We start from the raw sequence: 14,620 nt of genomic DNA, 5'->3' as shown, positions 1-14,620 counted from the left end.
GTACCCTGAGGGCACCGTGACCACCCCGACCGACGAGCCGCGCGAGCGTCCACTGCTGCTCGCCGTCGACGCGCCCTCGTTGCTGCACCGCCACCACCACGCCCGGGCCTCGACCGACCTCCGCGACCGGGGCGGCCGCCCGGCGTGGGCGCTGCACGGGATGCTGCTGCAGATCCTGGAGACGGTCGAGAGCTTCGCGCCCGACGCCGTCGTCTTCGGCCTGGACGACCGGGAGGCCTCGGTGCGCCGGGAGGCCTACCCCGACTACAAGGCCGGGCGCGCGGAGAAGGACGCCGCGCTGGTCGAGCAGCTTGAGCGGTCGGGGCCCCTGCTCGGGGCCCTGGGCCTGCGCGCGGTGACGCCGGCCGGGCTCGAGGCCGACGACGTCAGCGCGTCGGCCGCCGCCTGGGCCGAGGAGCGGGACTGGCGCTGCGTGGTCGTCACCTCCGACCGCGACGCCTTCGCCCACATCAGCGAGCGCACGCACGTGCTGCGCCTGATCACCGGCGGCGTCGACGGCTCCCCGCTGCTCACACCGGCCCGCCTGCACGCGATGTACGGCGTGCGCGCCGAGCAGTACCTCGAGTACGCCGCCCTGCGCGGCGACGCCAGCGACAACCTGCCGGGCGTGCCCGGCATCGGCGAGAAGGCGGCCTCGCTGCTGCTGGCGCAGGTGGGCTCGATGCGGGAGGTGTGGGCCGACCTCGAGCACTGCGACGGGGCGACCCTGGCCGCGGCCGTCGACGACCAGTGCCGCGAGGAGGGCCGCCGCCGTGCCGGCGCCGGACTGGTCCGCAAGCTGTCCGCCGCGGGCGCCCGGGAGCGGTTCGACTTCAACCTGGGCATCATGGCCGGGCGCACCGAGGTCGACCTGGGCCTGACCCCGGAGGTGCCGGGCTCCCCCGGGCTGCTGCCGGTGGCAGCCGACCGCGTCGCCCGCGCGGTCGACTACCTCGGCGTCCCCTCGACCACCGACCTCGCGGTCCGGGTGCTGGCCGGCGGCGCCGGGCGGTGACGCGGCGGGCGTACCGCCGGGGTTGCTGAACTGGCACAATTGCGTGGTTCCTGCAGGGTTACCGGCCAGTAATGCGTCACACGTCCGCCATTGCGCCCGTACGGTAGCTCGGCCGCGCCCCGGCCCCGGCCCCGGCCCCGAAGCGACGGGACGACGGGACCTCGCCGGCGGTGAGGCTCAGAGGATGTAGAGCATCTCCTGGTAGGTCGGCAGCGGCCACAGGTCGTCGGCCACCAGCGTCTCGAGGGTGTCGGCGGCCGTGCGGACCGCCGCCATCGCCGGGAGCACGGTGTCGCGGGAGAAGGTCGCCGCGGCGAGCGGGTCCCCGCCGTCGACCGGGTGGTCCTGGGCGAGGGCGTCGCCGAGCACCCCCAGGGCGGACCGCAGCGCGCCGATCGGCGCCGAGACCGTCTCCAGCGTCGACCGGTCGGCCTCGACGCCGGCGGCCAGCAGCGCCGCCACGTTGCCGGCGAGCTCGGTCTGGTAGCGGATCGCGGAGGGCAGGACGGTCGTGGTGGCCATCTCGAGGGTCAGGTTGGCCTCGACGGCGACCGCGAGGACGTACTGCTCGATGCCGATCTCGAAGCGGCTGTGCGCCTCGTGCTCGTTGAAGACGCCGTAGGTGCCGAACAGCTCGACGGCCTCCGGGGTGATCAGCTCGGGCAGGGCGTCGACGGTGGTGCGGAGGTTCTTCAGCCCGCGCTGCTCGGCCTCGACCGGCCACTCGTCGGAGTAGCCGTTGCCGTTGAAGATCACCGCACCGTGGTCGGCCACGATCGAGGCCAGCAGCGTCTGGACGGCCTCGTTGAAGTCCGTCCCGCCGGCCACGGCCTCCTCGAGCGTGGTCGCGCAGTGGTCGAGCGCCTCGGCCATGATCGTGTTCAGCACCACCATCGGCCCGGCCACGGTCTGGTTCGAGCCCGGGGCACGGAACTCGAAGCGGTTGCCGGTGAAGGCGAACGGGCTGGTGCGGTTGCGGTCGCCCGGGTCCGTGGTCAGGTTCGGCAGGGTGTCCACGCCGATGGTCAGGGTGCCGCGGTCCTTGGAGCTGGTCGCACCGCCCTTGGCGATCTGGTCGAAGACGTCGGCGAGCTGGTCGCCGAGGAAGATCGAGATGATCGCCGGCGGCGCCTCGTTCGCCCCGAGTCGGTGGTCGTTGGAGGCCGAGGCCACCGAGGCGCGCAGCAGGCCGCCGTAGCGGTGGACCGAGCGGACCACCGCGGCGCAGAACACCAGGAACTGGGCGTTGTCGTGCGGGTTGTCCCCGGGCACCAGCAGGCTGCCCAGGGTCGAGTTCCCGAGCGAGAAGTTCACGTGCTTGCCCGAGCCGTTGACGCCGTCGAACGGCTTCTCGTGGAAGAGGCACTCCATGCCGTGCTTCCTGGCCACCGACTTGAAGGTCGTCATCAGCAGCTGCTGGTGGTCGGAGGCCTCGTTGGCCCGCTCGAACATCGGCGCCACCTCGAACTGCCCGGGGGCGACCTCGTTGTGGCGGGTCTTGGCCGGGATGCCGAGCTTGAACAGCTCCCGCTCGGTGTCCATCATGTAGCCGAGCACCCGCTCGGGGATGGCCCCGAAGTAGTGGTCGTCGAACTCCTGGCCCTTCGGCGGCTTCGCCCCGAACAGGGTGCGCCCGGCGTTCAGCAGGTCCGGGCGGGCCAGGAAGAAGTGGGAGTCGACGAGGAAGTACTCCTGCTCGGCGCCGCAGTAGGCCACCACGTTGTCGGGGTCGGCGTGGCCGAACAGCTCCAGCACGCGCCGGGCGTGCACCGACATGGCCTGCTGCGAGCGCAGCAGCGGCGTCTTGTGGTCCAGCGCCTCGCCGGTCATCGAGATGAAGATGGTGGGGATGCACAGCGTGTTGCCGTTCGGGTTCTCCAGGACGTACGCCGGGCTCATCACGTCCCACGCGGTGTAGCCGCGCGCCTCGAAGGTGTTGCGCAGCCCGCCGTTGGGGAACGACGAGGCGTCCGGCTCGCCCTGGACCAGGGTCTTGCCGGAGAACGAGGCGAAGGCGGTGCCGTCGCCGACCGGGTCCAGGAAGCTGTCGTGCTTCTCGGCGGTCAGGCCGGTCAGCGGGTAGAAGACGTGCGCGTAGTGCGTCGCGCCCTTCTCCAGCGCCCAGTCCTTCATCGCCGAGGCCACCGCGTCGGCCACGTCGGGGTCCAGCGGCGCCGACTTCTCGATCGTCGAGAGCATCGAGCGGTAGACGTTCTTCGGCAGCCGCTTCTGCATCACGGTGAGGCTGAACACGTTCTCGCCGAAGATCGAGCCCGGCTCCTCGCCGGGGTCGAAGCTGATCGGCGGGGCGACCCGCGCCTCGACGGCGGCGATGGCCTGCTGGCGGACGGGGTTGGCGGTCATGGGACTCCTCGTACGGACGCGGCGCCGCCGGGCGCCGACGCTCGACCACGACGGTAGGCGGCTCCGGTGTCGGGGTTGTTTCGTCGAGGTGACACCGGGCGGCGACCTCCCCCCGGCCTACGCTGAAGCGGTGAGCACCACCGCCCCCACCCCCCTCGACGTCCACCTCGAGCACCGCTTCGCCGACGCCCTGCCCGAGCTGGCCATGGCCTGGCAGGCCGAGGACGTCCCGGCCGCGACGTTGCTGACCCTCAACGAGGAGCACGCGCTCGAGCTCGGCCTGGACCCCGCCCACCTGCGCAGCCCGGCCGGGCTGGGCCTGCTCACGGGGACCGTCGTGCCCGCCGGGGCGACCCCGGTGGCGCAGGCCTACGCCGGGCACCAGTTCGGCGGCTGGTCCCCCCGCCTCGGCGACGGCCGAGCGCTGCTCCTGGGTGAGCTCGCGCTGCCCGACGGCCGGATGCGCGACCTGCACCTCAAGGGCTCGGGCCGGACCCCGTTCGCCCGCGGGGGCGACGGGCTGGCCGCGGTCGGCCCGATGCTGCGCGAGCACGTCGTCAGCGAGGCCCTGCACCACCTCGGCATCCCCACCACCCGGGCCCTGGCGGTGGTCGCCACCGGGCGCGAGGTGCGCCGCGAGACGCTGCTGCCCGGCGCCCTGCTGGCCCGGACCGCCGCCAGCCACCTGCGGGTCGGCAGCTTCCAGTACGCGCGCTCGCTCGGCGACCCCGCCCTCCTGCGGCGCCTGGCCGACCAGGCGATCGACCGCCACCACCCCGACGCGCGCACCGCCGAGCGGCCCTACCTCGCCCTGCTCGAGGCCGTCACCGCCGCCCAGGCCGCCCTGGTGGCGCAGTGGATGCTGGTCGGCTTCGTGCACGGCGTGCTCAACACCGACAACGTCACGATCTCCGGGGAGACCATCGACTACGGGCCCTGCGCCTTCCTCGACGCCTACGACCCCGCGACGTCGTTCAGCTCCATCGACGAGGGCGGCCGCTACGCCTACGGCCAGCAGCCCACGGTGACGTTGTGGAACCTGGCCCGCCTCGCCGAGGCCCTGCTGCCCCTCATCGACGACGACGAGGAGCAGGCCGTCGCCCTGGCCACCGCCTCCCTGGAGGGCTACAGCGCCACCTACACCGCGCGCCTCGACGCCGGGATGCGGCGCAAGCTCGGCCTGCCGGAGGGTCTGGCCGACGACGTCGCGAACGCCCTGGCCGCCGACCTGCTCGCACTGATGCGCGAGACCGGTGTCGACCACACCTCCTTCTGGCGTCGGCTCTCGGCCGCCGCCCGCGGCGACGCCGAGCCGGCCCGCGCGATGGTCCTCGACCTCGCCGCCTTCGACGCGTGGTGCGAGCGCTGGCGCGCGGTTGACCCGGACCCCGCGGTCATGGACCGGCACAACCCGGTCTACGTCCCCCGCAACCACCTGGTCGAGGAGGCGCTGACCGCGGCCACGGGCGGCGACCTCGGCCCGGTGCGGACGCTGATCGACGTCCTCGCCGCGCCGTACGACGAGCGCCCGGGGCTGGAGCGCTTCGCCCAGCCGGACCCGGACGGCGGCGCCGGGTTCCGGACGTTCTGCGGGACCTGAGCCCGCTGTCGCTGCGGCCGCGTCCTCGGCCGGCCGAGGTCAGGTGGCCGGGGTCAGCCGGCCGACGACGCCGACGGCGGGGTGCGGTCCTGCAGCACGCGCCGGACGCGGTCCGGCTCGAAGCCGTGCGAGAGGCCCCAGATCACGGCCTGCGGACGAGTGGTGGCGCCGATCTTGCGGTAGGCCGAGCGGATGTAGGTCTTGACGGTGTTGATGCCGATGTAGGCGCGCTGGGAGATCTCGACGTTGCTCAGGCCCTGGCAGATCAGGGCGAGCACCTCGGACTCCCGGGCGCTCAGACCGTGCTCGTCCCCGGGCCAGCGGCCGAACATCTCCCCGCGCTCGGGGTCGGTGTCCCCGCCGGGCGTGACCCGCTCGCCGCGGTGGACCCGCTCGATCGCCTCGACCAGCTCCTCGGCGCTGCACGCCTTCGACACGTAGCCGTGCGCCCCGCGGTCGAGCGCCGCGCGCACCTGGTCGGGGTCGGTGTTCCAGCTGAACACCAGGAACCGGCCGCCGGCACCCATCAGCTGCTCGGGGTGGCACGCGGAACCCTGCGGCTTGCCGAAGGTGTCGTAGAGGACGACGTCGACGTCGCTCGCGACCGGCTTGCGGCTGTCCAGCTCCACGACCTCGACCCGCCCGGCGAAGGGCTCGAGGACCCGCGCGGTCCCGGCCACCACGATGGCGTAGTCGTTGACCACGGCGATGCGCACGGGCGAGGAGGACATGAGCGCCATCCTACGAGAAGCGCGCCCGGGCACGTCCCGGGCACGTCACCCGTGCGGGTGTTGGGTGGCGTCGGAGCGCCTAGTGAGGTGGAGGAGCACGACCACCCACCCACCTCGCACCCCAGGAGTCACCCACCGTGGCACAGCTCGACGGCAAGACGATCGTTTTCCTCACCGCCAACTCCGGCGTCGAGCAGGTCGAGCTGACCCGGCCCTGGGAGGGGCTGCGGGCCGCCGGTGCACGGTGCGTGCTGGTGGCGCCCGAGGCCGGGACCGTCCAGGCGTTCGAGAACGACGTCGACAAGGCCGACACGTTCGACGTCGACACCACCGTGGCCGAGCTCGACCCGACCACGGTCGACGCGCTCGTGCTGCCCGGCGGCACGACCAACCCCGACCAGCTGCGGCTCGACGAGGCCGCGGTGGCCCTCGTCCGCACGCTGGTCGACGCCGGCAAGCCCGTCGCCGCCATCTGCCACGGCCCCTGGACCCTAGCCGAGGCCGACGTCCTGGGGGGCAAGACCCTCACCAGCTTCCCCAGCATCCGCACCGACCTCAAGAACGCCGGCGCGACCTGGGTCGACGAGCAGTCCTTCACCTGCCCGGCCAACGGCTGGACCCTGGTGACCAGCCGCAACCCCGACGACCTGGACGCCTTCGTCGAGGCCTCCGTGGCGGCGTTCGCCGGCTGACAAGCACGCGCCCAGGGTCCGGTCTCCTAGGGTCGGGCCATGGTCAGCACCGGGGTCGGACGTCTACGCCAGGGTCACGTCTACCGCCAGGGGGCGCTCGGGCGGCGCCCGGCGGTCCCGACCGACGACGCGGCCCTGGAACGCGCCGCCCGCCGGGCGATGAGCGACCGGGCGTGGGCCTACGTCGCCGGCGGGGCCGGCCAGGGCCGCACGATGACGCGCAACCGGCGGGCCTTCGACGCCTGGGGCGTGCTCCCACGGATGGCGCACGGCCATGCGGTCCGTGACCTCTCGCTCGACGTCCTCGGTCACCGGCTCGCCGCCCCCGTCCTGCTCGCCCCGGTGGGAGCTGCCGGTCTGGTCCGCCGCGACGCCGACCTGGCGGTCGCCCGGGCCGCGGCGGCGACCGGCACGACGTACGTCCTCTCCAACCAGGCCAGCAGCCCGATGGAGCAGGTCGTCGCCGAGCTCGGCGGCAGCCCGCACTGGTTCCAGCTGTACTGGAGCAAGGACGAGGGCCTGGTCGACAGCCTGATCGGGCGGGCGGAGGCCACCGGGGCGCAGGCCCTGGTCGTCACCCTCGACACCACGGTGCTGGGCTGGCGGCCGCAGGACCTGGACCTCGGCTCGCTCCCCTTCAGCCGGGGCATCGGGATCGCGCAGTACACCTCCGACGACCGCTTCACCGAGATCGTGCGGACCCGGGTGGCTGCGGCCGCACGCGAGGGGCGGGACGCCGTCGAGGTCACCGTCGGCGCCGTCCGCACCCTGCTGGACATCGCCCGGCACCACCCGGGGCGCTTCCGCGACAACCTGCGGGCCCCCGAGCCGCGCGCGAGCGTGGAGACCTTCCTCGACGTCTACTCCAACCCCGGTCTGTCCTGGGACCACCTCGCGACGCTGCGCTCGCGCACCTCGCTGCCCGTGGTCCTGAAGGGCGTCCTGCACCCCGACGACGCCCGACGCGCCCTGGACCTCGGGGCCGACGCCCTGGTGGTCTCCAACCACGGCGGCCGGCAGGTCGACAACGCCGTGGCCTCCCTGGACGCGCTGGTGCAGGTCCGGGAGGCGGTGGGCCCGGACCCCACGCTGCTGCTGGACAGCGGGGTGCGCACCGGCGCCGACGTCTTCGTGGCCCGCGCGCTGGGCGCCGACGCGGTGCTGCTCGGCCGCTCGCCGATCTACGGCCTGGCCGTGGCCGGTCAGCGGGGCCTGGAGGAGGTGCTCGGCAACGTCGTCGCCGAGCTCGACCTGACGATGGCCCTGGCGGGGACGCCCGACCTCGGCTCGATCACCCGCGACGCGCTGGTGGCGCAGCACGCCTGAGCGGCGCGGACACCGGGACCGGACGGCGCTGTCGCTCCCCCCGGGGACAGCACCGTCCGGAGAGCGGGGCGTCGTCACGACGCGGATGCCGGCAAGGGTGCGGACCACCGGGGTCTGGGGCGGTCAGCGGAGAAAGTAGCAGAGGCGGGCCCGGCGGGCCAGACGACACGAGACTGGTCGGTCAGCGGGCGCGGCGCTCGACCTCGTCGACGATGGAGCGGGCGAGGTCGGACAGTCGGACCTGCTCGGAGCGAGCGCGTCGACGCAGGATCTCGAAGGCCGCGTCGGGCGTGCTGCCCATCTGCTGGGCGAGCACTCCCTTGGCCTGCTCGAGCACGATCCGGCTGTTCAGCGCGCCCTGGAGCTGCTCGGTCACCGCGCCGGCACGGGAGAGCTGGCGCTCCTGGAGGAGCGCGATCGTGGCGACGTCGGCCAGCGCCTGCACCAGGCGGACCTCCTCGGGCTCGAACGTGCCGTCCTCGTCGCCGAGCAGGTTGAGCGCGCCGATGGACTCGTCCCGCAGCCGCATCGGGAAGGCGTGCACCGACCGGAACCCGGCGTCGAGGGCGGCCCGGGCGAAGACGGGCCACCGACCGGTCGCCTCGGCGAGCTCGGCGTTGACCACGGCCTGCCCGGTGCGGGAGCAGTCGAAGCAGGGCCCCTCCTCGGTCTGCAGCTGCAGCAGCTCGAGCATCCGGGCGCTCTCGCTGGTCGAGGCCATGTAGCGCAGGACGTCGTTCTGGTCGAGCATCATCAGCCCGACCGCGCTGGCGCCGCTCACGGTGGCGGCGTGCTCGGTGAGGCGGTGCAGGAACTCCAGCAGGTCGAACTCCGCGACCAGGGTGTCGGCCACGTCGACGAACAGCTCGGGGATGCGGTGGAGGTCGATCATGGCGTGGTCCTCTCGGTGGTGCTCAACGTGTGCCGTCCCCGGACAGGTCGAGACGACCTGCGACGATCTCGGCGGCCACGGCCGGCAGGTCCTTGCCCGTGGCGAAGGCACGGGCGCGCATCCGGGCCAGCGCCTCGGCCATCGTGACGCCGAGCGCGGCCATCACCATTCCCTGGGCCTGGTAGACCTCGATCCGGAGGTCGAGGTCGTCCCCGAGCGGCGGGAGTCCCCCGGGCCGGCCGCTCCGGTCGGTCCGGGCCGCGCGGTCGAGCAGCAGCTCGGTGGTCAGCGCCGCGAGCGCCACCCCGAGGCCGGCCACGGCCGGCACCAGCGCGAACGGTCGGCCGTGGAAGGCCGACAGGGCCCCGAACCGCGCCGCGCCCAGCTGGAGCGGGAACGCGTGCACCGCCCCGATGCCGAGGTTCTGCACACGGGCCTCCCACGCCGGCCAGCGCCACCCGTCGGAGGCGCCCACCTCGGGCACGAGGACGGGGTGCCCGCCCAGGAGCGCCTGGGTGACCGGCCCCTCCCCCAGGTCCAGCTCGACCTCGGCGGCGCGCCGGTAGAGGTCGCCGGAGGAGCCGGCCACCACCTGCACCTCGGCGACGTCGTGGTCCAGGCCGCGCGCCGGGACGAGCGTCACCGTGGCACCGTCGGCCACGAGCGCCTCCGTCGCGGCACAGCACACGCGGTCGAGCAGGGGCGGCAGCCCAGGTAGGGGCGGGGGCTGGGCGTCCAGGAACGCACGCGCGCGGGTGCGGGCGTCCACTGGGTGTGCGGGACGGTCGATGAGCTGCCTCCGGTCGGCGGTGCCCGGGGTCACCGGGTCAGGCGACCCTATCGCTCCCAGGACGCCCGACCCGCGAGCGCGGCCCGGGCCTCAGCCGAGGAGGACCGGGATCAGCATCTCGTCGGGCGTCAGCGACCCGTGCAGGCCGACCAGCCGGGACTCGTAGGACCAGCCGACGGTGGAGACGACCGACGCCCGGTCGCGGCACGCCACCAGGACGTCGCCCAATCGGGGCACGACCGTGGGCGAGACCGGGCCGAACCAGCCCCGGGCCACCGCCTCCTCCCGGGTCAGCACCTCGGCGGCGTCCCCCAGCGTCCCCCTCCAGGCAGCGACGACGTCGTCCACCGCGCCGCGCTGGCAGTAGAGCTGGCGGAAGCGGGCCTCGCCTCCGAAGAGGCTGACCCCGGCGGACAGCTCGGGCAGCGCGTCGACGTCGAAGCGCTGCGCGGGGTCGGCGTCGACCATGCCGTGGTCGGCGACCACGAGCAGGCGTACGGAGGCCGGCAACGACTCGCGCAGCTGCTCGGCCTCGCTGTCGATCATCGCCAGCTGCTGGAGCCAGGCGGTCGAGGCGACGCCGTGGCGGTGCCCGGTCCAGTCGAGGTCGCCGTCGTAGAGGTAGGTCAGCGACGGGGTGCGGGCCGAGACGCGCTGGGTCGCCGCGATCCGCTCCCCCACCTTGTCGGCGCCCACGAAGTCGGCGCCGCGGTGGGCGGCCTCGGTCAGGCCGCTGCCCTCGAACTCGCGCTTGTTGACCACGGTGGTCGTGACGCCCGCGGCCTGCAGGCGGGTGAAGGCGGTCGGGTGCGGCTGCCACTCGCGGGGGTCGACCGCGGCGTCCCAGCCGAGGGCGAACAGCAGCCGGTCGGTGCCGGGGATCCGCGAGCTGTAGCCGACGACCCCGTGGGCGCCCGGCGGGAGGCCGGTGCCCAACGAGGTAAGGCTGGTGGCGGTCGTGGACGGCACCCCTGCGGTCGCGGCGGCATCGACGACCTGCAGCGAGGAGAGGTACGGCGCGGCGTGCTCGTAGCGGGCCAGCTGGCGGGCGCCGAGCCCGTCGACGAGGAACAGCACGTACGCCTCGGCGTCGGGCAGCACGAGCCCGGGCGCAGCGCCGGGCGCACCCCCGGCGCGATGGTCGCGGTCGGTGGCCGGGTCGAGCGGGCGGCCCAGGGCACGGGCGACCGCCGGGACGACGTCGCCGAGGGAGCGGCGGCCGTACTCCGGCTCCAGCAGCGTCACCGCAGGTGGGTGCGCGCCGAGAGCGACTCGGCGAAGGAGAGCAGGCCCGCCACGGCGTCGGGGCCGTCGGCGGTGGCCGAGACCCGCAGGGTGAAGTCGTCGGCGGTCATCGAGCCGGTGTAGCCGTGGTCGGCCTCGCACTCGGGGTCGCTGCAGCCGGCGGGCTCGAGGTCGAGGTGGCTGACCCCGCCCCACCCGATCGTCATCACGGCCTCGGCCGGCGGGGTGGGGCCCTGGGTCGGGTTCGCGACCATCCGGGTCACCACGACCGAGCGCACGGAGTCCAGCCGCACGGCCTCGGTCGAGGTCGAGGTGTAGGGCTCCGGGAGCAGGTCGTCGGGGGCGTGCTCGTCGGTGTGGGCCAGCACGAGGCGGCTCGGCGTCAGCACGACCACGCTCTGGTGGCGGCGCACCTCGTCGTGCTCGAAGGTCGGCTCGTGGTGGACGTAGTAGGAGACCACCTGCTCGCCGGCCACCGCGGCGGCGACGCCGTCGGCGACCACCTCGGGGTAGTACCCGGTCTGCTCGATGGCCCCGAGCAGCTCCCGGGTGCGGTCGCTGTCGTCGGTGCGGGTGCTGCGCATGCCAGGAAGTCTCGCACGGGGTCCCGCGGTGCTCAGAACTCGTAGCCGAACGTCGCGACGTCGCGTGCGAAGACCTCACCCACGCGGTCGCGCATCGCCGGGGTGTACGCCCTGCGGTGGTCGACCCGCTCGTCGTCGGCGTTCCACCGCTCCCCCGTGCGCGGCGGCAGGCCGCAGCGCGCCGCCACCACGCGCAGGTCGTCGTCGAGGGTCTCCTGGCGCGCCACCACGTCGGCCCGGCGACCCGGCGCCTCGAGGTAGGCCACCTGCGGGCGACGCAGCCGGGGGATCTCGGTGGTCCCGCGCATCACGAAGTCCTCGAAGTCGGGCAGCTCGAGGGCCACCCGCCGCGCGAAGGCGTTGCCGCGGAAGTTCTCCAGCGACTCCAGCGGCTCGCCCTCGGGCACCCAGGACACCCACCGGCGCACCATCCGGTGCCACGACAGCAACCGCGCCCAGGGGTTGCGCACGACCCCGACGACGAGGTGGTCGGTCAGCGCCGGCTCGGCGGCCAGGATCGCCCGCAGGCCGGCGTGCCGGTCGCAGCCCGGCACCCGGCGCGCGTCCGGGGCCACCTCCTGCAGCCAGCGCTCGACGCTGACCCCGCCGGTCTTCTGGACGTGGACGAACAGCAGCCCCGCCGCGTCGGAGACGATCACCGCGGCTCAGTCCGGGGCGGTGTCGCCGGGCAGGTCCGGCATCCGCCGGGCGTAGAGGTCGGAACGGGGCGTGGCCACGCGCTGGACGCGGGCCGTGGCGGTCAGCACCGAGAGGTGGTCGGCGCCGGCGACCACGAGGCCGAGCTCGAGGGAGGCCACCTCGGGGAAGTCGAGCTGCAGCTGGGAGACCTGGCCGATCAGCCGCTCGATCAGCGCCACGTCGACGGCCTCCGCGCCGCGGTAGCCGAACAGCATCGGGGAGCTCTTCACCTCCCGCACCATCGCCCGGGCGTCCCGCTCGCCGAGCGGCGGGATCCGGTAGGAGAGGTCGGACAGCAGCTCGATGACGGGTCCGGCGATGCCGAACGAGACCACCGGCCCGAAGAGCGGGTCCTCGATGCTGCGGATCGAGACCGGCACGCCGGGCTGGGCGGTGCGCTGGACGACGAAGTCCGGCTCCGCCACGGAGGTCACCGAGTGCGCCAGGGAGGACCACGCGGTGGCCATCTCGTCGGCGTCGGCGATGTTGCGCCACACGTGGGCCAGGTCGGGGCGCTCGCGCAACGGCTCCGCGGTCGCCTTCAGCACGACGTCGTGGCCGCCGGCCCAGCCGAGGTCGTGCCCGGCGGCGCGCGCCTCGGCGAGCGTGGCGACCCGGCGTACGGGCCACAGGTCGATCCCGTAGGCAGCGAGCAGCTCGCGCAGGGCGTCCTCGCCGAGGTTGACCCCGTCCGGGTCGGCCTGCAGGGCACGGCGCACGACGGCCCGGGCGGCCGGCTCGTCGCTCTGCGCCGGGTCCGGCGGCGGCCCGTCGGGGGTGCGCAGCCACACCGCGTACTCCACGACCCGGGCCAGGGCGCGGACGGCGGACTCGACCGCCGGGTAGGACGGCACCGACCCGCGACCGGCGGTGGACCCGGCCACGTCCGGCACGCGGAGCAGCTCGGGCACGCCCTCGGCGCCGAGGAAGGTGGAGACCAGGGGCTTGTCGGACTGCTCGCCGACGGCGGCCAGCACGTTGGCGACGTCCTCGCCGGAGACGTTGAGCGGCGGGATGTAGACCGCCATCACCGCGTCGACCTCGGGGTCGTCGATGGCGGCGTCGATGGCGTCCTCGAAGTCCTCGGCCCCGGCGTCGGCTCCCAGCGCGACGGCCCGGGTGACCTCGAGGCCGATGGGGGCGGCCGCGTCGGCCGCGAGCAGGCCCAGGGCGTCGGAGTTGCCGACGATCGCCACCCGGCGGCCCCGCGGCAGCGGCTGGTGGGCCAGCAGCTGGGCGACGTCGAACATCTCCTCGAGGGTGTCGACCTGGATCACCCCGGCCTGGCGGAACATCGCGTCGACGGCCTGCGGCGGCGCACCGATCCGGCGCACGGTGTGGCCCATCGGGACGCCCTGGGTGCTCCGCCCGGAGCGCACCGCCACGATCGGCTTGCGCAGCGAGACCCGCCGCGCGATCCGGGAGAACTTGCGCGGGTTGCCGATGGACTCCAGGTAGAGCAGCACGACCTCGGTGGAGTCGTCCTCCTCCCAGTACTGCAGCAGGTCGTTGCCCGACACGTCGGCGCGGTTGCCGGCGCTGACGAAGGTGGACAGCCCGAGGCCACGGTTCTGCACCTTCTCCAGGATCGCCGAGCCGAGCGCGCCGGACTGGCAGAAGAACCCGGCCCGCCCGCGCGGGGGCATCACCGAGGACAGCGAGGCGTTGACCGAGACGGCCGGGTCGGTGTTGATGACGCCGAGGCAGTTGGGGCCGATCAGCCGCAGGCCGTACGAGCGGGACAGCCCGACCAGGTGCCGCTGGCGCTGCCGGCCCTCCTCGCCGGTCTCGGCGAACCCCGAAGAGATCACCACCAGCCCGTGCACGCCCTTGGCCGCGCAGTCGAGGACCACGTCGGTCACGGCCTCGGCCGGGACCGCGACGATGGCCACGTCGACCTCGTCGGGGATGTCGCCGACGCTCTGGTAGGCCGGGAGCCCCGAGACGGCGCCGGCGCTGGGGTTGACCACGTAGACCCGGCCGGTGAAGTCGCCGGTGACCAGGTTGCGCACCAGCTGCTGGCCGATCGTGTCCTGGCGGCGCGAGGCGCCGATCACCGCGACCGAGCGCGGGTTGAAGAACCGCTCGATCGAGGCGGCCTCCGCACGCTGCTCACGCCCGCGCATCACGCCGATCGCCGTGTCGGTGGCGTCGATCGGGAACTCCAGGCTCAGCACGCCGTCCTCGTAGCCGCTGGCCACCCGGTAGCCCGCGTCGCGGAAGGTCTGGATCATCCGGTGGTTGTCGGGCAGGACCTCCGCGGTGAACCGCTCCAGGCCGCGCTCGCGCCCCGCGGCGGCGAGGTGCTCGAGCAGCAGCTGGGCGATGCCGCGGCCCTGGTGGCGGTCCTCGACCAGGAAGGCGACCTCGGCCTCGCCGTCGCCGAGGGCCTCGAAACGGCCGACGGCGATCATCTGGCCCTGGAGCAGCATCACCAGCGCCACCCGGCCGACGTGGTCGACCTCGGTGAAGCGCCGCACGTCGCGCGCGCTCAGCGTCGGCATCGGGCTGAAGAAGCGGTAGTACTTCGACCGGTCGGAGACGCGGGCGTAGAAGGACACCAGCAGCTCGGCGTCCTCGGGCACGATCGGGCGCACGTGGGCGGTGCGGCCGTCGCGCAGCAGGACGTCGGCCTCCCAGTGCTGGGGGGCCGGGGCGGTCGTGCCCGCCGGAGCAGCGGGG

At 74.2% G+C, this 14,620-nt stretch carries 12 protein-coding genes; 4 read left to right on the top strand and 8 right to left on the bottom strand.

Features of this window, described 5'->3' with window-relative positions:
- Positions 1 to 16 precede the first annotated feature (16 nt).
- Positions 17 to 1,015: a 5'-3' exonuclease gene (locus GV155_RS08485; protein WP_236554174.1), complete on the top strand. Its 999-nt coding sequence runs from the start codon at positions 17 to 19 to the stop codon at positions 1,013 to 1,015.
- 177 nt (positions 1,016 to 1,192) lie between these two features.
- On the opposite strand, the gene GV155_RS08480 is transcribed toward GV155_RS08485, so the two are convergent.
- Positions 1,193 to 3,379: a glutamine synthetase III family protein gene (locus tag GV155_RS08480; protein ID WP_160007097.1), complete on the bottom strand. Its 2,187-nt coding sequence runs from the start codon at positions 3,377 to 3,379 to the stop codon at positions 1,193 to 1,195.
- Between the two features lie 130 nt (positions 3,380 to 3,509).
- Between GV155_RS08480 and GV155_RS08475 the strand changes: the two genes are divergently transcribed.
- Positions 3,510 to 4,979, top strand: a complete 1,470-nt coding sequence (locus tag GV155_RS08475) for a protein adenylyltransferase SelO (RefSeq protein WP_236554172.1) — start codon at positions 3,510 to 3,512, stop codon at positions 4,977 to 4,979.
- A gap of 53 nt (positions 4,980 to 5,032) precedes the next feature.
- Here GV155_RS08475 and GV155_RS08470 read toward each other — a convergent pair whose 3' ends face one another.
- Positions 5,033 to 5,710, bottom strand: a complete 678-nt coding sequence (locus GV155_RS08470) for a response regulator transcription factor (protein ID WP_160007093.1) — start codon at positions 5,708 to 5,710, stop codon at positions 5,033 to 5,035.
- A gap of 137 nt (positions 5,711 to 5,847) precedes the next feature.
- Between GV155_RS08470 and GV155_RS08465 the strand changes: the two genes are divergently transcribed.
- Both GV155_RS08465 and GV155_RS08460 read left to right on the top strand, forming a co-directional pair.
- Complete coding sequence (locus tag GV155_RS08465) at positions 5,848 to 6,402, top strand: type 1 glutamine amidotransferase domain-containing protein (RefSeq protein ID WP_160007091.1); 555 nt, start codon at positions 5,848 to 5,850, stop codon at positions 6,400 to 6,402.
- Between the two features lie 39 nt (positions 6,403 to 6,441).
- The gene (locus GV155_RS08460) at positions 6,442 to 7,728 is read left to right on the top strand and encodes an alpha-hydroxy-acid oxidizing protein (protein ID WP_160007089.1); all 1,287 of its coding nucleotides are present in this window, start codon (positions 6,442 to 6,444) and stop codon (positions 7,726 to 7,728) included.
- A gap of 181 nt (positions 7,729 to 7,909) precedes the next feature.
- On the opposite strand, the gene GV155_RS08455 is transcribed toward GV155_RS08460, so the two are convergent.
- From GV155_RS08455 to GV155_RS08430, 6 genes are all read right to left on the bottom strand, one after another.
- Complete coding sequence (locus GV155_RS08455; RefSeq protein WP_160007087.1) at positions 7,910 to 8,620, bottom strand: GAF and ANTAR domain-containing protein; 711 nt, start codon at positions 8,618 to 8,620, stop codon at positions 7,910 to 7,912.
- Positions 8,621 to 8,642: 22 nt separating this feature from the next.
- Complete coding sequence (locus GV155_RS08450; protein WP_160007085.1) at positions 8,643 to 9,263, bottom strand: ANTAR domain-containing protein; 621 nt, start codon at positions 9,261 to 9,263, stop codon at positions 8,643 to 8,645.
- Between the two features lie 237 nt (positions 9,264 to 9,500).
- On the bottom strand, positions 9,501 to 10,655 hold the full coding sequence (locus tag GV155_RS08445; RefSeq protein WP_160007083.1) for an alkaline phosphatase family protein: 1,155 nt from the start codon (positions 10,653 to 10,655) through the stop codon (positions 9,501 to 9,503).
- On the bottom strand, positions 10,652 to 11,239 hold the full coding sequence (locus GV155_RS08440; RefSeq protein WP_160007081.1) for a DUF5998 family protein: 588 nt from the start codon (positions 11,237 to 11,239) through the stop codon (positions 10,652 to 10,654). Before GV155_RS08440 ends, GV155_RS08445 begins: the two co-directional genes overlap by 4 nt.
- A gap of 32 nt (positions 11,240 to 11,271) precedes the next feature.
- Positions 11,272 to 11,898 carry a sulfotransferase family 2 domain-containing protein gene (locus GV155_RS08435; protein WP_160007079.1) on the bottom strand — a complete coding sequence of 209 codons (627 nt, stop codon included), beginning with the start codon at positions 11,896 to 11,898 and terminating at the stop codon, positions 11,272 to 11,274.
- Between the two features lie 6 nt (positions 11,899 to 11,904).
- Positions 11,905 to 14,620, bottom strand: a 2,716-nt coding sequence (locus GV155_RS08430; protein ID WP_236554170.1) for a bifunctional acetate--CoA ligase family protein/GNAT family N-acetyltransferase, incomplete at its 5' end; no start/stop codon positions are given.

It is taken from the genome of Nocardioides sp. AX2bis (assembly GCF_902506435.1).
Classification (GTDB): Bacteria; Actinomycetota; Actinomycetes; order Propionibacteriales; family Nocardioidaceae; genus Nocardioides.
The sequence above is the reverse complement of the archived record's forward strand: the minus strand, read 5'-3'. Positions and strand labels throughout refer to the sequence as shown.

What these genes read in the sequence shown, in the direction of transcription:
- GV155_RS08480 (WP_160007097.1), bottom strand. Translation starts at nt 3,379, where the DNA reads ATGACCGCCAACCCCGTCCGCCAGCAGGCCATCGCCGCCGTCGAGGCG.
- GV155_RS08470 (WP_160007093.1), bottom strand. Translation starts at nt 5,710, where the DNA reads ATGTCCTCCTCGCCCGTGCGCATCGCCGTGGTCAACGACTACGCCATC.
- GV155_RS08460 (WP_160007089.1), top strand. Translation starts at nt 6,442, where the DNA reads ATGGTCAGCACCGGGGTCGGACGTCTACGCCAGGGTCACGTCTACCGC.
- GV155_RS08455 (WP_160007087.1), bottom strand. Translation starts at nt 8,620, where the DNA reads ATGATCGACCTCCACCGCATCCCCGAGCTGTTCGTCGACGTGGCCGAC.
- GV155_RS08440 (WP_160007081.1), bottom strand. Translation starts at nt 11,239, where the DNA reads ATGCGCAGCACCCGCACCGACGACAGCGACCGCACCCGGGAGCTGCTC.